The organism is Bifidobacterium cuniculi (genome assembly GCF_000741575.1).
Classification (GTDB): Bacteria; Actinomycetota; Actinomycetes; order Actinomycetales; family Bifidobacteriaceae; genus Bifidobacterium; species Bifidobacterium cuniculi.
In genome coordinates, this window is the sequence record NZ_JGYV01000026.1 from 1 (window position 1) to 17,297 (window position 17,297).

General features: G+C 66.9%; 15 protein-coding genes and 1 tRNA gene. 1 reads left to right on the forward strand and 15 read right to left on the reverse strand.

Going from position 1 to position 17,297, the window contains the following annotated elements; genetic code table 11:
* Positions 1-380: 380 nt before the first annotated feature.
* From guaB to BCUN_RS09865, 10 genes are all read right to left on the reverse strand, one after another.
* Positions 381-1,922: an IMP dehydrogenase gene (gene guaB, locus BCUN_RS09820; RefSeq protein WP_033518236.1), complete on the reverse strand. Its 1,542-nt coding sequence runs from the start codon at positions 1,920-1,922 to the stop codon at positions 381-383.
* A gap of 77 nt (positions 1,923-1,999) precedes the next feature.
* Positions 2,000-3,172, reverse strand: a complete 1,173-nt coding sequence (locus BCUN_RS09825) for an MraY family glycosyltransferase (protein WP_051921024.1) — start codon at positions 3,170-3,172, stop codon at positions 2,000-2,002.
* Entirely contained in the window at positions 3,169-3,825 is a 657-nt protein-coding gene (locus tag BCUN_RS09830) for an L-threonylcarbamoyladenylate synthase (RefSeq protein WP_033518233.1), read from the reverse strand. The genes BCUN_RS09825 and BCUN_RS09830 overlap by 4 nt, the downstream gene beginning before the upstream one ends.
* Positions 3,826-3,882: 57 nt before the next feature.
* Positions 3,883-4,797 (reverse strand): peptide chain release factor N(5)-glutamine methyltransferase, encoded by a 915-nt coding sequence (gene prmC, locus BCUN_RS09835; RefSeq protein ID WP_033518231.1) that lies wholly within the window; start codon positions 4,795-4,797, stop codon positions 3,883-3,885.
* A gap of 8 nt (positions 4,798-4,805) precedes the next feature.
* Positions 4,806-5,894, reverse strand: a complete 1,089-nt coding sequence (gene prfA / locus BCUN_RS09840; RefSeq protein WP_033518229.1) for a peptide chain release factor 1 — start codon at positions 5,892-5,894, stop codon at positions 4,806-4,808.
* Positions 5,895-6,055: 161 nt separating this feature from the next.
* Entirely contained in the window at positions 6,056-6,265 is a 210-nt protein-coding gene (rpmE, locus tag BCUN_RS09845) for a 50S ribosomal protein L31 (protein WP_033518227.1), read from the reverse strand.
* Positions 6,266-6,469: 204 nt separating this feature from the next.
* Positions 6,470-6,543: transfer RNA gene (locus tag BCUN_RS09850), tRNA-Ile, on the reverse strand.
* 68 nt (positions 6,544-6,611) lie between these two features.
* Positions 6,612-7,538 (reverse strand): hypothetical protein, encoded by a 927-nt coding sequence (locus tag BCUN_RS12475; protein ID WP_033518434.1) that lies wholly within the window; start codon positions 7,536-7,538, stop codon positions 6,612-6,614.
* Positions 7,539-7,672: 134 nt separating this feature from the next.
* Positions 7,673-8,296, reverse strand: a complete 624-nt coding sequence (locus BCUN_RS09860; protein ID WP_033518432.1) for an ECF transporter S component — start codon at positions 8,294-8,296, stop codon at positions 7,673-7,675.
* A gap of 137 nt (positions 8,297-8,433) precedes the next feature.
* Positions 8,434-9,663 carry an ROK family protein gene (locus BCUN_RS09865; protein WP_033518431.1) on the reverse strand — a complete coding sequence of 410 codons (1,230 nt, stop codon included), beginning with the start codon at positions 9,661-9,663 and terminating at the stop codon, positions 8,434-8,436.
* Positions 9,664-9,843: 180 nt separating this feature from the next.
* Between BCUN_RS09865 and BCUN_RS09870 the strand changes: the two genes are divergently transcribed.
* Positions 9,844-11,373: a xylulokinase gene (locus tag BCUN_RS09870; protein WP_033518430.1), complete on the forward strand. Its 1,530-nt coding sequence runs from the start codon at positions 9,844-9,846 to the stop codon at positions 11,371-11,373.
* A 71-nt stretch (positions 11,374-11,444) separates the two neighbouring features.
* Here the strand turns inward: BCUN_RS09870 and BCUN_RS11635 are convergent, their stop codons facing one another.
* The 5 genes from BCUN_RS11635 to BCUN_RS09895 all read right to left on the reverse strand — a co-directional run bounded on the left by BCUN_RS11635 (position 11,445) and on the right by BCUN_RS09895 (position 16,966).
* On the reverse strand, positions 11,445-11,864 hold the full coding sequence (locus BCUN_RS11635; RefSeq protein WP_051921025.1) for a hypothetical protein: 420 nt from the start codon (positions 11,862-11,864) through the stop codon (positions 11,445-11,447).
* Between the two features lie 118 nt (positions 11,865-11,982).
* Positions 11,983-13,605, reverse strand: a complete 1,623-nt coding sequence (locus BCUN_RS09880) for a glycoside hydrolase family 43 protein (protein ID WP_033516070.1) — start codon at positions 13,603-13,605, stop codon at positions 11,983-11,985.
* 15 nt (positions 13,606-13,620) lie between these two features.
* Positions 13,621-14,484 (reverse strand): carbohydrate ABC transporter permease, encoded by an 864-nt coding sequence (locus BCUN_RS09885; RefSeq protein ID WP_033516073.1) that lies wholly within the window; start codon positions 14,482-14,484, stop codon positions 13,621-13,623.
* Positions 14,481-15,593, reverse strand: coding sequence for a carbohydrate ABC transporter permease (locus BCUN_RS09890; protein WP_081895669.1), 1,113 nt, complete (start codon positions 15,591-15,593; stop codon positions 14,481-14,483). The genes BCUN_RS09885 and BCUN_RS09890 overlap by 4 nt, the downstream gene beginning before the upstream one ends.
* An 89-nt stretch (positions 15,594-15,682) precedes the next feature.
* A complete protein-coding gene (locus BCUN_RS09895; RefSeq protein WP_033516075.1) occupies positions 15,683-16,966 on the reverse strand; it encodes an ABC transporter substrate-binding protein in 1,284 nt (427 codons plus the stop codon).
* Between the last annotated feature and the right edge of the window lie 331 nt (positions 16,967-17,297).

The following is a 17,297-nucleotide window of genomic DNA, read 5'->3' on the forward strand; positions in this document are numbered from 1 at the left end:
CGCGCACCCCGAATCGGACGCGTGGCTGGCCGCGAACGCACTCACCGAGCAGGACCTGGCCGACTGGTACCAGCATGCGTGGCAATACGCGCCGCAGGACCTACGCGACCCCGACAGCATGCCTGCACGCTACGGGACCGGCATCGACTGGAACGCATTCCACGACCACTGACCCTTTTACACACTTTTTGGCCGGTAACCCGAAATTGTTCATTTTTTGAACAAAAACTAGGGGGCGGACAGGCCCCGATACCGATCGGACACGCCACCACGCCATCGGACAGCCGATTTCGGCTGTCCGATGGCGTGGTGGCGTGTCCGATCGGTATCGGGGCCTGTCCGCCCCCTAGTTTTTGTTCAAAAAATGAACATTCTTATGCTCAGCGGCTCGTGTAGTTCGGGGCCTCCGCGGTCATCACGATGTCGTGCGGGTGGCTTTCGCGCAGGCCGGCGTCCGTGATGCGGATGAAGCGGCCGCGTTCCGGCATCTCGGCGATGTTGTGCGCGCCGATGTAGAACATGGACTGGTGCAGGCCGCCGATCATCTGGTAGAGCACGGCGTTGAGCGGTCCGCGGTACGGCACTTCGCCCTCGACGCCTTCCGGCACGATCTTGTCGGTGCTGGTCACGTCGGACTGGAAGTAGCGGTCCTTGGAGTAGCTCTTCTTGCCGCGCGGCGCCATGGCGCCCATGGAGCCCATGCCGCGGTACAGCTTGTACTGCTTGCCGTGCAGCAGGACCTTCTCGCCCGGGGCTTCCTCGGTGCCGGCGAGGGTGCCGCCGAGCATGACGGAGCTGGCGCCCGCCACGAGGGCCTTGGCGATGTCGCCGGAGTAGTGGATGCCGCCGTCGGCGATGCAGGGCACGCCGGCCGCGCGGCAGGCCTGGGCGGCTTCGTACACGGCGGTCAGCTGCGGGACGCCGACACCGGCGACCACGCGGGTGGTACAGATGGAGCCGGGGCCCACGCCGACCTTGACGGCGTCGACGCCCGCGTCGATCATGGCCTGCGCGCCCTGGCGGGTGGCGATGTTGCCGCCGATGATGTCCACGCCGTCGAAGGCGGAGTCGGACTTGATGCGGCGGATCATGTCGAGCGCAATCTTGGCCTCGCCGTTCGCGGTGTCCACCACGAGCACGTCGACGCCGGCCTCCATGAGGGCGGAGGCGCGCTGCCATGCGTCGCCCAGGTAGCCGATGCCGGCGGCGACGCGCAGGCGGCCCTGCTCGTCCTTGGTGGCGTCCGGGTACTGTTCGGTCTTCACGAAGTCCTTGACCGTGATCAGGCCGGTGAGGTGCCCCTCGGCGTCGACCAGCGGCAGCTTCTCGATCTTGTGCTTGGCCAGCAGGTCGTGGGCGTCCCTCTTGGAGATGTCGGACGGCCCGGTGATCAGGTTCTCCTTGGTCATCACGTCCTTGACGCGCAGGTGGTCATAATCCTCGGAGGGGATGAAGCGCATGTCACGGTTGGTGATGATGCCGACGAGCTTGTTCTCGCGGTCCACGACCGGCAGGCCGGAGATGTGGAACTTGCCGCACAGCTTGTCCAGGTCGGCCAGGGTGACATCCGGGTTCACGGTCAGCGGGTCGGTGATCATGCCGGACTCGGAGCGCTTGACCACGTCCACCTGGGCGGCCTGGTCGTCGATGGACAGGTTGCGGTGCAGTACGCCGATGCCGCCGTTGCGGGCCATGGCGATGGCCATCTCGGCTTCGGTGACGGTGTCCATGGCGGCGGAGATCGCCGGGATCTTCATGGTGATGTTCTTGGTCAGGTGCGTGGTGGTGTCCACCTCGGAGGGAATCACATCCGTCTCGTTCGGCAGCAGCAGCACGTCATCATAGGCCAGGCCAAGCTGGGCGAAGATGGGTGGGAGGGGGGCGTACGGGGACTGTTCTGTGAATTCAGGATTTGTAGCCATGGCACCACTATAGGGATTCGAGAAGACGAATCGCCACGCCGTGCCGCCTGCGCCGCCGGACGTGCGACGGTCCCCGGCTAGCGACGTCGCGTGTGCCGGGCGGTGTACCGGCTGCCGGCACAGTGCGGCAGCGGTTCGTCCTCGTGCCCCTTGGGGGCGCCCTTGGCGAGCCGGCGCTGCAGGTAAGGGGACATGGTGGCGCAGGTCAGCGCCACGACGCCGACCAGGAACACCACGAGCACGTGCCAGGACGTGAAGAAGAGCAGCATGATCGAACTGAAGGCGATGAGCGCGGCCCATCCCCACAGGATGAGCACCGCCCCCTGGACGCTGTGGCCGATGCGCAGCATGCGGTGATGCAGGTGCATGCGGTCGGGGTGCATGGGCGACTGTCCCTTGCACAGGCGCCGCGAGATGGCCATGAGCATGTCGAGCACGGGCAGGAACAGTACGAGGACGGGCAGCAGGATGGGCATGAAGGCCGGCAGGTAGATGGAGGCGCGCACGGTGGCCGGGTCGATGCGGCCGGTCATGACGATGGACGCGCAGGTGATGAGGTAGCCCAGCAGCATGGAGCCTGAATCCCCCATGAAGAGCTTCGCGGGATGCCAGTTGTGCAGCAGGAAGCCCAGGCAGATGCCGACCATGGCGACGTCGATGAGCGTGGCCATGGAGGCGTAGCTCGGCGAGGTACGCGCCAGGATGTAGGAGTAAATGGCGAATGCGACGCCGCCGATGGCGACGATGCCCGCCGCCAGCCCGTCGAGGCCGTCCACGAAGTTGACGGCGTTGATGGAGACGACGATGAGCAGTGCCGTCAGCGCGATGGAGATGGTCGGTGACGCTGTGACGAGCGAACCGATCGGCAGCGAGATGATCTGCAGGCCGCCCCAGGCGACGAACACGGAGATGAGCAGCTGCCCGGACAGCTTGAGCATCCAGTCGAGGTCCCAGATGTCGTCGGCGATGCCGAGCAGGCAGATGAGCACCGCCCCGACCATGACGACCCATGCCTGATGGTTCTGTTGGAAGACGCCGCGCAGGAAGGCCGTCTTCGAGGCGAACAGCATGGCGGTGACGAAGCCCATGAGCATGGCCAGACCGCCCATGCGCGGCGTGGGGACGATGTGCACGTCGCGTGCACGGACACGTCCCACCGCGCCCCAGCGGATGGCGAGGTGCCGCACGAGCGGGGTGAACAGGTAGGTGGCGCAGATGGCGACCACCGCGATGAACAGGTAGACCCTCATGCCAGCACGCCTCCGTCGCCGTGCAGGGCGGCGTGGACGAGGGACGCGCCGATGACCCCTTCGCGCAGGATGGCCACGCCGTCGTCCGCCTTGGGGTCGGCCGCGACCACCGTGCTCGCCACGTGGCTGCGCGTGGGGCCACCGTCCAGGTAGAGATCCACCCGGTCACCAAAGGCCTCCACTGCCTCCTGCACGGTCTGCGCACTCCGTTCGCCGGAACGGTTCGCGCTCGAGGCCGCCACCGGTCCCGTGACGTGCAGCACACGCAACAAGTCCGCGTTGTCCGGCACGCGGATCGCCTGGGTGCGTTGGCCGTCGCCGTCCACCCGCAGGGTGGCCAGCGTGCAGTCCTGCCGCGCTTCGGCCACCGGCGAAAGCCCGCCCGGCAGGAAGGCCCGTGCCAAGCGGCCGAGCGGCGCAGGCAGGGTGAGCCCCAGCTCGTCGAGGTCGTCGACGTCCGCCATGATCACCTGCAGCGCCTTGTCGGAGGGGCGGTCCTTGGCCGCGTACAGGCGCGCGATGGCGTCGGCGTTGCGCGGGTCGCACGCGATGCCGTACACCGTGTCCGTCGGCAGCACCAGCAGGCCGCCGGAGCGGATGACCTGCCGTGCCAGTGCCATCGATTCGTCGTCGATGGGTCGTACCTCGTTCATCGCCCCTCCTTCACGCGTCGGATTCGTCCATTGTATGCGGTGCACCCGTGCCGCCGCTCACCTCATGGCCACGAGGTAGCGGGGCCGGCCCGTCAGGTCCATGCCGGTGCGTGCCGACGCGAAGCCGTTGGCCTGTGCGAAGGCGACGGTGCGGTCCGCCTGCGTGATGTCGTGCTCCATGACGAACAGGCCGCCCGGATGCAGGAGGGACCTGACGCGCAGGATGATCCGCTCGGGCACCATCATGCCGTCGGCCGACCCCCCGTACAGGGCACTGTCCGGATCCCAGTCGCGCACCTCCGGCTGTTCGGGAACCGCACGCTGCGGCACGTAGGGCGGGTTGCTGGCCACCACGTCCACCGTGCCGTCGAGCTGTGCCAGCGTGATGGGGCAGGTGGCATCGCCGATTTCCAGGCGGTAGTTCATCGTCAGGTCGGGGTGTGCCGCAGCGACGCGGGCCACGTTCCGTTCGGCCCAGCGCGCGGCCTCGGGTTGCAGTTCCACGGCCCACACCTGCGCGCCGGGCACCTCGGTGGCCAGTGCCAGGCCCACGGCGCCGCTGCCGGCGCACAGGTCGACCACGCGCGGCGAGGCCAGGCCCTGCTGCGTGATCCAACGGATGGCTTCGTCGACGAGCAGTTCCGTCTCCGGCCGTGGGATGAAGACGCCGGGTCCGACGGCCAGGTCGAGGTAGCGGAAGGGAGCGTGCCCGACGATGTATTGCAGGGGTTCGCGGGCCGCGCGCCGGCGCACGTCGTGCGCAAAGCGCGCCAGTGCGTCGTCGTCCGCCAGCCGTGACGTCCCGTCGCCCAGCAGGGCGGCCTTGTCCACGTCGGACGCCGTGGTGCCGGATGCCTCGGCCAGCAGCAGCTTGGCGTCGTGGCGGGGCGTGTCGATGCCCGCGTCGGCGAGGATGGCGGCGGCCGAGGCCAGCACCGCCTCCACCGTGTCGGTGGTGTGCGCCGTCGTCATGGTTCCGTTCACTCCTGCTTGGCGAGGCGCTGCGCCTCGTCGGCCTGCACGTCGGAGTCGATCACGGCCTGCAGGTCGCCGTCGAGCACGGCGTCCAGGTTGTAGGCCTTGTAGTTGGTGCGGTGGTCCACGATGCGGTTCTCGGGGAAGTTGTAGGTGCGGATGCGTTCGGAGCGGTCGAGGGAGCGGACCTGGGAGTGGCGCATGTCGGCGGCCTCGGCGGCCTCCTGCTCGTGCTTCATGGCCAGCAGGCGGCTCTTGAGGACGCGCAGCGCCGCGGCGCGGTTCTGAATCTGCGACTTCTCGTCCTGCATGCTCACCACGATGCCGGTGGGGATGTGCGTCATGCGCACGGCCGAGTAGGTCGTGTTCACGGACTGTCCGCCGGGGCCGGAGCTCATGAAGATGTCGATCTTGAGGTCCTTGGGGTCGATCTCGATCTCGTCGTCATCCTCGTCGGCCTCGGGGAACACGATCACGCCGGCGGCGGAGGTCTGGATGCGTCCCTGGGATTCGGTCACGGGGATGCGCTGCACACGGTGCACGCCGCCCTCGTACTTGAGCGAGGCCCAGACGCCGTCCTCGGGCGCCGGGGTGCCCTTGGCGCGGATGGCGAGCTGGACGTCCTTGATGCCGCCGAGCTCCGTGGAGTTCTCGGACTGGATGGTCACGCTCCAGCCGCGCTTCTCCGCGTATCGGGTGTACATGCGCAGCAGGTCGCCGGCGAACAGGGCGGCTTCCTCGCCGCCGGTGCCGGCCTTGATCTCCATGATCACGTCACGCGCGTCGTCAGGGTCGCGCGGGACGAGCGCCGCGCGCAGGCTCTCCTCGACGGCCGGCAGCCGGCCTTCGAGCTGCCTGGCCTCGTCGGCGAAGTCGGGGTCCTCGCCGGCCATGGCGCGGGCGGCCTCGAGGTCGTCGCGGACCTGGGCGTACGCGCGGTAGGCGGCCACGATCGAACCGAGTTCGGCATGGCGCCGTCCGAGCTTGCGCATGGCGTTCGGGTCGGATGCCACGTCCGGCTGGGCCATCTGCTGTTCAATGTTGCGGTATTCCTCGAGCGCGGTGAGTGCCGCGGGGAACTGTTCGTCTGCCATCTTGCGAGTGCGTCCCTCAAATGATTCGGGCGCGTGCCGACGCGCCCAGGCGGTCCTGTGTTCAAACGGGTCCATCCTACCCAACCGTGCGGTCATGGAGGGGACGACAACGGAAAACGCCAGCCCGGGGGCTGGCGTTTTCCGTACCGCAAGACTGGAACTTACTTCCTCTTGCCGTAACGCTTCTCGAAGCGGGCCACGCGGCCACCGGTGTCGAGAATCTTCTGCTTGCCGGTGTAGAACGGGTGGCACTGGGAGCACACGTCAACGGTCATGTGATCGCCCTTGGCGGTGGACTTGGTCTCGAAGGTGTTGCCGCAAGAACAAGTAACGGTAACCTTGTGGTAATCAGGATGGATACCCTGCTGCATAATTCGTCTCCTAAAGATACGGGGGACCCGGGTCGCCATGCCCCTATGGCAGGCGTGAACCGGATACGTGCATTGTATGGTCCGGTGTTGACCGCACCACTGCGTACAACAGGCGACCACGCGCATTATTCCCCACCAGCGGCGTTCAGCGTGTTGCCTCCCCATCGAGAAATATCACGAAAAAACGAGAGATTTCTCAAGGAGTGGAGCCTCAGGGGCTTGAACCCTGGACCGGCGGATTATGAGTCCGATGCTCTAACCGACTGAGCTAAGGCTCCCCGTCGCACGGGCGCAAGGCCACGCGACTCGCTAAATTGTAGCAAACACGGCGACATACGCACCCCGCTCACCGGTCCTTGGACCGGGCGTCCTTCGACTCCTTCTCCTTGGCGGCCCGTTCCTTGGCCTTGGCCTCTTCCTCCGCCTTCTTCCTGGCTTCCTCCTCGGCCTTCTTCTTCCCCTCGGCCTCCTTGGCCTTGCGCTCGTCATCGGCCACCTTGGCCTCGCGGGAGGCATGGACCTTCGCCATGGCGTCGGCGAGCCTGGGGGCCATGGCTTCCATGGCCTCGATGTCGTTGCCCTTCGCGAGCGTCTCGGCCTGGCCGATCAACGCCTCGAGTGCCGTGTAGGTGGAAGCGTCCAGGACCTTGTCACGGCCCAAGTCGAGCTCGGTGCGCGCCTCGCGGATCTTGTCGCCCAGGGCGCCCTGGGCATCCTTGACGTCCTTTTCCTGTTTGGAGGCCTGCACCTGGGCCACGGCCGACTGCAGGGACTCGATGTGCGCGTCGTACCATTCGCCATTGTCGCTGATCTGCGCCATGAGGTCGTCGTAACCGTCGATCGAGACCGCCGAGCAGGTCACCGCTTCGGGCATCTGGGCATGGAGCTGCTCGTCGAGGGCGACCACCGTCTTGGTGTCCGCCACCTGGATGTCGGTGATCTTCGCCGCCTCCAGCGCGTCGCCGCCGACCAGCTGGTCGTACTGGGCCGCCCGCCCGTGCAGGTCCGCCAAGGCCTGCTCGCACTGCGCACGGTGCGCGGACAGCTGCTCCTGGCTGCGGTGGTGCACCATGGCCACGGCGCCGATGCCGAGCGCGATCACGATCAGCGCCGCCAGGGACGCGACCACCATGCGCACGTACATGCGGTGGTCGGGGTCGCCCTGCGGATCGCGCCCCGGCGGCGGCGCAGCCGTCAGCTTCGCGATTTCCTGCGCATTGATGAACTCCGTCTGGGTGCCGACCTCGGCATTGGAACGGTCATCGGTGACCATGGATCGCCTCTCTCCCGTGGTATCGGCATCGTCATCGGCGCGGCGCTTCCCACGCCCTTCCAGTGTAGGCGCGTCCATGGTACCAGCCGACGGGGCCGTCTTACGTTCTGGAACGACAGTGCGACACGCGGCCGCTAGCCGCGGCGGCGCACCGCACGCCCGGAGGCGAAGTGGTCGAGCACGCCGGTGTACGCAATCGCCACGTACAGCAGCCAGCTGAGCAGGCCGGCGATGAGGACGCCGCTGACGGCCTCGCACACCATGTGCACGATGCCGCGCGGGCTGAGCCACGCCACGCCCTGGTAGCGGAACAGCATGAGATAGACGCCGTACTCCAGCCCCACGCACAGCCCGGAAAGCAAGGACATGGGCAGGTTGAAGACGCGATAGCGCGTGACGGCGAAGGGCAGTTCCGCAAAAACGCCCTGGAGGGCGGCGGACAGGAAGACGAAGCCGAAGGAGAACTGGTTGCCCAGCAGCATCTCCGCCGCGCAGCCGACGAGGTTGACGAAGACGGCGGACCCGGGCTTGCGGATGATGAGCACGGCGAGCGTGCCCGAGAAGTACCACACGCCATGCAGGATGCTGGCGAATCCCGGCAGCAGGCCGCCGAGGATGGGGCTGACGCCCATGTATGCGAAGTTGAATCCCCAGAAGACCAGGCCGGCGGCGATGCCGAGCGCGGCGGTGACGGCGATGTCCGCGGGACGCCAGCGCAGGCGGGCGGAAACGGTGGGGTTGGTGGTGCGGTCGGCCATGGCGGCCTCCTTCGGATCGGTGCTGCGCAGTGTGGGGACGCTGTGCGAGGCACGCGGACAACCCCTGACCTGCGCAGCCCGGGCGGGGATGCCGCACGACAGCTTACCAGCTGCCCGGCACCCCCTCCCCCGACCGGTCAATCCGTGGATTGCAGGTAGCCGAGCGGATTGTCGATGAACTGACGCAGGCCGACTGCGGCGGCGCCCATCAGCGCGTGCCGGGCCTGGGTACCTGCGTCCAGCAGGCGCACCTGGACCTTGTCGCGCGCCAGGATGCGCTCCTGCACGTGCCGTCGCATGGCGCGCAGGGTGTCCGTCGCCGCATGTGCCCAGCCGCCGCCGAGCACGATGGTGTCGACGTCGGTCAGGTTGACCACGGAGACCATCATGGACTCCATGGCGCGCTCGGCCTGTTCGACCACGCCCACCACCCGGGGGTCACCCCGGCGGAAGCGGTCCATGAATTCCTCGATGGCAGGCACGCCGGCCGCAGCGTCGCCCGTGGCGATGCCGGCAAGCTCCACCATGGAGCGCCGCCCGGCGAAGGCCTCCACGCAGCCTCGGCGACCACAGACGCACAGCGGGCCGTCCATCTGCACGGACAGGTGCCCCAGTTCGCCGGCGAATCCGTGCTCGCCGCGCGAGACGCGGCCGCCGCGCACGACGGCGCCGCCGATGCCGATGTCGGTAGAGACGTAGACGAAGGAGCTGCCGGGGCTGACCAGGCCCTCGTCGGCGCGTTGGGTGGCATAGCCGGGCAGCAGGGCGATGGCGGCCATGTCGGATTCGTTGCCGGCGGCCACATCCAGCCTGCGCACCAGGTCGAAGCCATTGAGGTCGAGGTCCTCCCAGCCGAGGTTGCGCGCCATGATGAGGTGGCCGTCCCCGGTGACCAGGCCGGGCAGCGCCAGGCCCGTGCCGGCGACGGTGTAGCCATGGTCGCGCAGGAGACGCTCCTGGCCCTGCAGGAGTCCGTCGAGCCCGGCGAAGATCTCCTGGGCATCGGCGTCGTGCAGGTCGGCGGCGATCCAGCGTTCCGCCACGATGGCGCCGTCCAGGTCGAGCACGAGGTAGCCGTATCCGTCGGTGTTCACCTGGATGCCGATGCCGCACATGACGCCGCCGTTGACGCTCAGCGGGGTGCTGGGCCGGCCGTAGGCGGACTGCACGACCGGCGTGCCTTCCTTGACGACGTGGCTGTCGAGAAGCAGGGAGACGAGCAGCGACATGGTGGCCTTGGTCAATCCGGTGGCCTTGGCCAGTTCGGCGCGGCTGAGCGGGGTGACGGAGCCGAGCATGACGGAAAGCACGACCGAGAGGTTGTGGTTGCGCAGGTCGTCCTGGTTGATCCGTTTCATCGCTGCCATGGTCCCACCTTCTTATGTATGGTTCCCGACCATCCGCGTATCCTCGGGCGGCGTCCGGTTCTAGGTATGCTACACTATGTGGTATAGTTTAATCATCTAACTATATTACGCGGGGCAGCGCCGGACGCGCAATGGGGCGCCCAGGCCGCCGCCCGCGCACGGAACCCAAGGAGCCGCGAAATGGACAGGATACTCGTTGCCGGGGTGGACACCTCCACCCAGTCATGCAAGGTGCGCGTCACGGACGCCGAGACCGGCGCATTGGTGCGCTTCGGCCAGGCCAAGCATCCCGACGGGTCCACGGTGGACCCGCAGGCCTGGTGGGACGCCTTCCTCCAGGCCGCCGAACAGGCAGGCGGCCTGGCCGACGTGAGCGCGATTGCCGTGGGCGGACAGCAGCACGGCATGGTGTTGCTCGACGCGCAGGGTGCGGTGATCCGCGACGCCATGCTGTGGAACGACACGAGCTCGGCACCCCAGGCCGAAGAGCTCATCATGGCACTGGGCGCCGCGCCGGCCGCCGACGGCGAAGCGCAGGACGTGCGCGCACGCGGCGTGGAGCGCTGGGTGAAGGCCGTCGGTTCCTCCCCCGTCGCCTCCTACACGCTCACCAAGGTCAAGTGGGTCGCCGAGCACGAGCCGGACCATGCGGCACGCATCGCGGCGATCTGCCTGCCGCACGACTGGCTGACCTGGCGCATCGCCGGCTACGGGCCGGTGGCCGAAGGCGAGGACGCCCACCTGGACATGCTCGTCACCGACCGTTCCGATGCCTCCGGCACCCTGTACTTCGACGCGGCGCGCAACGAGTACCGCCCCGAACTGCTCGCGCTCGGCCTGCGAAGCGACGCCACCGCGGAGCCCGACGGCGCGTCCTTCGACATGGCCCAGCGCATCGTGCTGCCGAAGGTGCTCGGCCCCAACGAGGTCGCACCTGCCCTGGCCGACCCCGCGATCGCGGGCGCCGACGTGGACGGCGGCTGCATCATCGCCCCCGGCGGCGGCGACAACGCCATGGCCTCGCTGGGCCTGGGCATGGCCGTCGGAGACGTCTCCGTCTCCCTGGGCACCTCGGGCGTGGCGGCCGCCGTCAGCGAGGCTCCCGTCCACGACCTGACCGGCTCGGTCTCCGGTTTCGCCGACTGCACCGGGCACTTCCTGCCGCTGGCCTGCACGATCAACGCCTCGCGCATCCTCGACGCGGCACGCGCCGCCCTGGACGTGGACTACGACGAGCTGACCGACCTGGCCCTGGATGCCCGTCCCGGCGCGGACGGCCTGACGCTGGTGCCGTACTTCGAGGGCGAACGCACCCCCAACCGTCCCGACGCGACCGCCACCCTGAGCGGCATGACCCTGCGCAACACGAACCGCAGCGACATCGCCCGCGCCTTCGTGGAGGGGCTGCTGTGCTCGCAGCGCGACTGCATGGAACTCATCCGTTCCCTGGGCGCCGCGATCGACCGCGTGCTGCTCATCGGCGGCGGCGCGAAGTCCCTGGCCATCCGCACCTTGGCACCGTCGATCCTGGGCATGGACGTCACTTGCCCCGCCACCGACGAGTACGTGGCGATCGGCGCCGCCCGCCAGGCCGCCTGGGTCCTGTCCGGCGTGGACGACGCCCCCGACTGGAAGGTCTCGATCGACGCCGTGCAGACCGGCACCCCTACCCCGCAGGTCTACGAGGCCTATGTGAAGGCGCGCGGGTGACACCCCCTCGCCACCTCTCCTGTAAGATTTTGTTCAAAAAAATGAACAATTTCTTATAGGGTACTAAAGCACTACTTCTCCTTGGTGGAGATCAGCAGGCAGATGCCCGCAACCAGGGAGCAGAAGATCAGCGAGCACACGCCGAAGGCCACGGAATTGGGACGGGTGCCCTTGTAGATGCCCCACGACACCACGGTCATCGGGATCATCCACGCCAAGGGGATGATCGCCCAGCCGAGGCCCACGGTCGAGATGAGCATGAAGATGAAGGCGACCAGACGCAGGGTGCGGTCGCTGTCGCTCATCGCATACCCCTGGGATGCGTATGCCTGCACGGGCTGCGCCGCGTAGGGCCGCTGGTATTGCGGCGCTTCATAGGCCGGAGCATAGGGCTGCTGGCCGTATTGCGCCTCGCCGTAAGACTGCTGGCCGTATGGCGGCACCTCGCCATACGACTGCCGAGGATCGTAGTCGTTCTGGGGATTCGTCACGTTCTTCTCCTTCACCATTCATGACAAGGCCGGTGCGGGACGTGGTGTCCCGCACCGGCCTTGTCGTGCAGTATCCCAGAGGCGGCGGCGAACGGCAGGGGCCGTTCCGCGAGCCGGACTAGTCCAGTTCCCGGTACTCGAAGTCGGAGAACCTCGCGGTCGCATCGTAACCGGACAGGTCCACGGCAGCCAGTCCCACGAAGGCGCCGGTGAAGAAGCCGCCGTACCGCTGGTTCACGTAGTCGTCGGAGAGGATGCGCGCATCCAGTTCGACGCCCAGTCCGATCCAGCGCTCGCCATCGAACGAGTACTCGTACGTGTAGGTGTCGGTACGCACCTTCGTGCGCAGCCACACGGTGTCCACGTCGTCCGGCACCGGCACGGCGTCGTCCTTGAGGAACGAGGTGTAGTCATGGAAGTCGTTCTGCGCGACCTCGATGACGCGGCAGCCGCGCCGTTCGTCCCACGTGACGAAGGCCCAGGACCAGCACAGGTCGTTGTAGTAGTTGGTCAGGCCCGCCATCTGCATGTAGTTCCAGGGGTCGAACCGCACGGCGACCTGCGCGTCGAAATCGAAGGCCTGCCAACGGCGTGCCACCAGCGACAGGTCGAACAGGTTGCACAGCGATCCCTGGCCGCGCAGGGTCAGGGCGCCGTCGCCCACGCTGCCCATCGCATCGTCGAAGGGCACGCGCAGGGTGCTCCAGTCCAGGCCGAGTTCGGGGGCGGTGAAGTCGTCGCGTTGGCTGTGGCCCATGGGCACATCCGTCTCGATGGCGTCCCGGGGCGCGTCGACGACGAGTTGGCCGCCGTGACCTCCGACGATGACCGGCCAGCCATCGTCGGTCCATTCGACCTGCTGGATGGAGGTCTCCCTGCCGAGCGTGCACCAGCCGCGGGGGTCGGTGACCGACTCGTCGGGATGGTGCCAGGGCCGCGCGGACAGCGAGGCATAGTACCACTGCCCCGACGGCGTGTCCACGAGCGCGCCGTGCCCCTGCTTCTGCAGCGGGCTGCGCGGGGTGTCGAAGTTCGTGACGAAGGGGTTGTAGGGGCTGGGTTCGAAGGACAGGGCGTCGAGCGTGGCCGAACGCGCCACGACTTCCTGGTGGGTCCACACTGTGCCGCCTTCGGCGCAGAACAGGTAGTACAGTCCGTTCACCTTGTACAGGTGCGGCCCCTCCACGAGCTTCACATCCGTGCCGTGCCACAGCGTCCGCGTGGTCTCGGGCTTCAGGCGCATGGCCTGCGGATCGAACTCGGTGCAGGTGATGCCGTCGAAGGGATGGTGGTATTCACGGAAGTCCCAGGTCTGCTGCACGAGGTACTTGCGGCCGTCGTCGTCATGGAACAGGCTGGCGTCGAAACCCACGCCGTTGAGGCGCACGGGCTCGCTCCAGGGGCCTTCGATGTCCTCGGCGGTCACCAGGTAGTTGGTGCAGTCCTTGAACGCGCCGCCCACGATCTTGACGTCCGCATAGACGAGCCAGAACCTGCCGTCGGCGTAGCTCAGGTCGGGGGCCCACACACCGCCGGACGAGGGGTTGCCGCGCATGTCCAGCTGCGAAGTGCGCCGCAGCGGGCCGGGCAACGTGCGCCAGTGCACCATGTCCCGGGATTCGTGCAGACGCACGCCGGGCCACCATTCGAAGGTGGAGTTGGCGATGTAGTAGGTGTCCCCCACGCGGATCATGGAGGGGTCGGCGTGGAAACCCGCGAGCACGGGGTTGACGATCTTCATGGTCGTGTTCCTTTCTCAGCCCTTGACTGCACCGGCCAGGCCGCCCACGATCTTCTTCTGGAAGATGGTGAAGCAGATGAGTGCGGGGATCATGGACAGCGACGTGAAGGCGAGCACCTGCGCGGTGTCGACGGAATGCTGCGAGCTGAACATTTGCACGCCCAGCGGCAGCGTGTACTTCGTGGAGTCGTTGAGCAGGAACAGCGGCAGCATGTAGGCGTTCCAGCTGGCCACGAAGGACAGGATGGCGATGGTCGCCACGCCCGGCCCGCTCAGCGGCAGCACCATGCGCACGAAGAAGCCGAGGCGCGAGCAGCCATCGAGTTCGGCCGCCTCCTCCAGCTCCATGGGGATGGACTGCAGGAAGGGCACCATGATGATGATGGCCTGCGGCAGCCCGAAGGCGATTTGCGGCAGGATGATGCCCAGCTGGCTGTTGATCAGGTGCAGGTTGCGCAGCAGCAGATACAGCGGCGTGATGGCCACGGTGATGGGGAACATTATGCCCGCGGAGAACAGCGTGTACAGCACCTTGCCGAAGCGCATGCGGTAGCGGGCGATGACGAAGCTGACCATGAGCGCCAGGATGACGACGCCGACCATGGTGCCCACGGACACGATGAGCGAGTTGACGAGCTCGGTCCAGAAGGTGCCGGAGGCGATGACGGTCAGGTAGTTGCCCACGTTCCACGGATTGGGCAGCCCGGCAGGGTCCTGCGTGATCTGCGAGTTGGTGCGGAAGCCGCCCAGGATGATGTAGAGGACGGGCACCACGCAGATGAGCACGAGGATGAAGGACAGGACGTAGACGATCGGATGGCCCCAGGGTGTCTTTGCCGAGCGCTTGAGTGCGTAGGGGTCCTTGGTTGCCGAGCTCATGCTTCCAGCTCCTTTGCCATGAGGGGTGCGGCGGCTGCACGCGCGCCCTTGCGTATGGTTTCCACTGCGGTGCGTTCCATGGTGTCGGCCGCTTCGACGGCCGCCGCGGTGCGTTCGACGGCTGCGCCGCGGATGCGTGCCTTGCGGCGCGGCTTGCTGCCCGAACCGCCGCGGTTGCCTTCGACGGCGCCGTCGAGGTCGCGGTTGAGCACGAACTTCTGGTAGGACAGTGCGATCACCAGGGAGATGACGAAGATGACGACGGCGACCGCTGAACCGTAGCCATAGTTGTTGGCGAGCCTTCCCTCGCGCACCATGTAGGTCGCCATGGTGGAGGTGCCTGCCGTGGAGGCCACGTACTGGCCCCAGATGATGTAGACGAGGTCGAAGAGCTGCAGCGAGCCGATGATGGACATGAAGGCCCACATGCGGATGGTGGGGCCGAGTAGCGGCAGGGTGATGCTCCACTGCTGGCGCCAGAAGCCGGCGCCGTCGACGCGCGCCGCCTCGTAGAGCTCCTCGGGGATGGCCTGCATGCCGGCGATCATGAGGATGACGGCGAAGCCGATGTACTTCCACGAGATGATGAACATGAGGGTCCAGATGGCGATCTTCGGGTTGGCGATCCAGTCGACGCCGTGCAGCCCGAACTTGGCCAGGACCGCGTTGACGGCGCCGGTGGGCTGCAGCATAAGGCTCCAGCCGGTGCCGACGATGACCTCGGAGACCACGTAGGGCACGAAGATGAGCGTGCGGATCAGGCCGCGGCCCTTGAATTTCTGGTTGAGCAGGAGCGCGAAGAGGATGGCGAGCGGCCCCTGGATGACCAGGGACATGACGGCGATGAACAGCGTGTGGCCCAGCGCCTGCTGGAAACTCGGGTCGGTGAGGATGACCCTGTAGTTGTCCAGGCCGACGAACGTGCCGTTCACGTTCGGCTTGCCGAATCCCTTCCACTTGTAGAAGCCGTAGTACGCGGCCATGAACACCGGCAGGATGACGAATCCGATGAACATGACGAGCGCGGGGACGGACAGGACGCCGACTTCGAAGCGCCTGCGGGCGCGGTCGCTGCGTGGCCGCGCATTGCTGGTGGTTGCCTCCGACATGATTGATGCACCTCGTGGATATGTCTGTGTGATGGATGGGATCCGGTGGAGGGGCGGCGTCGCCGCCCCTCCACCGGGCAACGGTCCGGTCAGCCCTTGGCGGCCGCCGCCTCGATGCCCTTGACGATGTCCTCGGCGTTGCCCTTGCCGGCCATCATGTTGACGACGCCCTCGTTGAGCGCGTTGCCCACGTTCTGGCCGAACACGGTGTCGAGCCACAGGGAGACGGAGGAAGCCTGGTCATAGGCGCCGAGCACCTGCTTGAGCGCCTCGTTGGTCACGGCGGACTGGGCGTTCTTCGCGGCCGGGATGGTCACGAAGGCCTCGGCGTATTTCTCCTGCCATTCCTGCTGCGAGATGAAGTTGAGGAAGTCCACGGCCTCCTGCGGCGCCCACGCGCCGATGGACATGGCGTCCGCGCCGGCGAGGATCGCGGTCGGGCTGCCTTCGCCGCCCTCCATCTCGGGGAAGGTGAAGTAGCCCAGGTCGGCCATGTCCTTCTGGTCGGGGGTCAGGTCGCGCACGACGCCCGGCTCCCAGCCGCCCATGAGCTCCATGGCGGCCATGTGGTTGGCAAGCAGGCCGGCGGAGGAGCTGGCACCCTGCTGCGCGGAAGTGGTCAGGAAGCCGTCGTTGAATCCGTCGAGATCGAGCAGGTCCTGCACGTCGTCGCCGGCCTTCACCCAGCACTCGTTGGTGAACTTCATGTCGTTGGAGGCCTCGTCGAAGGCGGACTGGGAGCACTCGCGCAGCGCGAACCAGTAGTACCAGTGAGCCGCCGGCCACGCGTCCTTGCCGCCGAGGGCGATGGGCGTGATGCCGGCCGCCTTGAGCTTGTCCACGTCGGCCTTGAACTCGTCCCAGGTCTTGGGCGTGTCGGTGATGCCGGCCTGCTTGAACAGGTCCTTGGAGTACCAGATGCCACCGGGCAGCACGGACTGGGGCACGCCGTAGACCTTGCCGTCGATGCTCGTGGTGTCCAGGGCCGTCGCCATCTGCGTCTTGACCTCGTCGGAGATCTTGTCGGTCAGGTCCATGACCTGGCCGGCCTCCACCACGTCGCGCAGCTTCTGGCCGCCGCGCGCCAGGAACATGTCGGGCGCGGAGGCGGGATCCTGCAGGGCCGTCTGCAGCTTGCCGTCCATGTCCTCGTTCTGGATGGCCTCGATCTTGATGTCGACGTCCGCATGTTCCTTCTCGAAGGCGGCGGCCGCATCCTCCCAGAACTTCTTGCCGTCGCCGGTGGTGGAGTTCATCCACACCACGACTTCCGTCTTGCCGTCCGCCGTCTTGCCGTCGCCGCCACCGCAGGCGGATGCGCCGATGAGGGTGGCCAGGGCCAGGGTTCCTGCCAGTATGGGCTTGATCTTCATGGTTTCCTCCTTGCCGGCGGGACACGTCGTCGTCGGCGTGCCGCCTGGATCCGTTCCTCCCGTACCATTGCAGTGGATGGTGGGTACCGGGGCAGCGATGCCCCAGGGGAGAAGACTGAAACTTTTCGAAAACTATCGTTGTTTTCGGTGAAAACTATCGTAAAACCACTTAGTTCGGTTGTCAAATTAAAGTTCGCTCACGGCGTTTCGTTTGTTTCTGTTCACCAATTCGCACAATACTTAACAAAGCTGTATGTTTCGCCACGCGCAGAGATTGCCAACATCACGAAAGTTTCGATATACTGTCAGCAGCAACGGCCCAGCGGCCGCA

Bases quoted from the DNA above. Each gene is read 5' to 3' on its own strand.
- BCUN_RS09825 (WP_051921024.1), bottom strand. From the start codon at position 3,172: ATGAGGGTCTACCTGTTCATCGCGGTGGTCGCCATCTGCGCCACCTAC.
- BCUN_RS09860 (WP_033518432.1), bottom strand. From the start codon at position 8,296: ATGGCCGACCGCACCACCAACCCCACCGTTTCCGCCCGCCTGCGCTGG.
- BCUN_RS09885 (WP_033516073.1), bottom strand. From the start codon at position 14,484: ATGAGCTCGGCAACCAAGGACCCCTACGCACTCAAGCGCTCGGCAAAG.
- BCUN_RS12475 (WP_033518434.1), bottom strand. From the start codon at position 7,538: ATGGTCACCGATGACCGTTCCAATGCCGAGGTCGGCACCCAGACGGAG.
- prfA (WP_033518229.1), bottom strand. From the start codon at position 5,894: ATGGCAGACGAACAGTTCCCCGCGGCACTCACCGCGCTCGAGGAATAC.
- rpmE (WP_033518227.1), bottom strand. From the start codon at position 6,265: ATGCAGCAGGGTATCCATCCTGATTACCACAAGGTTACCGTTACTTGT.
- BCUN_RS09890 (WP_081895669.1), bottom strand. From the start codon at position 15,593: ATGTCGGAGGCAACCACCAGCAATGCGCGGCCACGCAGCGACCGCGCC.
- BCUN_RS09830 (WP_033518233.1), bottom strand. From the start codon at position 3,825: ATGAACGAGGTACGACCCATCGACGACGAATCGATGGCACTGGCACGG.
- prmC (WP_033518231.1), bottom strand. From the start codon at position 4,797: ATGACGACGGCGCACACCACCGACACGGTGGAGGCGGTGCTGGCCTCG.
- BCUN_RS09880 (WP_033516070.1), bottom strand. From the start codon at position 13,605: ATGAAGATCGTCAACCCCGTGCTCGCGGGTTTCCACGCCGACCCCTCC.
- BCUN_RS09865 (WP_033518431.1), bottom strand. From the start codon at position 9,663: ATGGCAGCGATGAAACGGATCAACCAGGACGACCTGCGCAACCACAAC.
- BCUN_RS09870 (WP_033518430.1), top strand. From the start codon at position 9,844: ATGGACAGGATACTCGTTGCCGGGGTGGACACCTCCACCCAGTCATGC.
- guaB (WP_033518236.1), bottom strand. From the start codon at position 1,922: ATGGCTACAAATCCTGAATTCACAGAACAGTCCCCGTACGCCCCCCTC.
- BCUN_RS09895 (WP_033516075.1), bottom strand. From the start codon at position 16,966: ATGAAGATCAAGCCCATACTGGCAGGAACCCTGGCCCTGGCCACCCTC.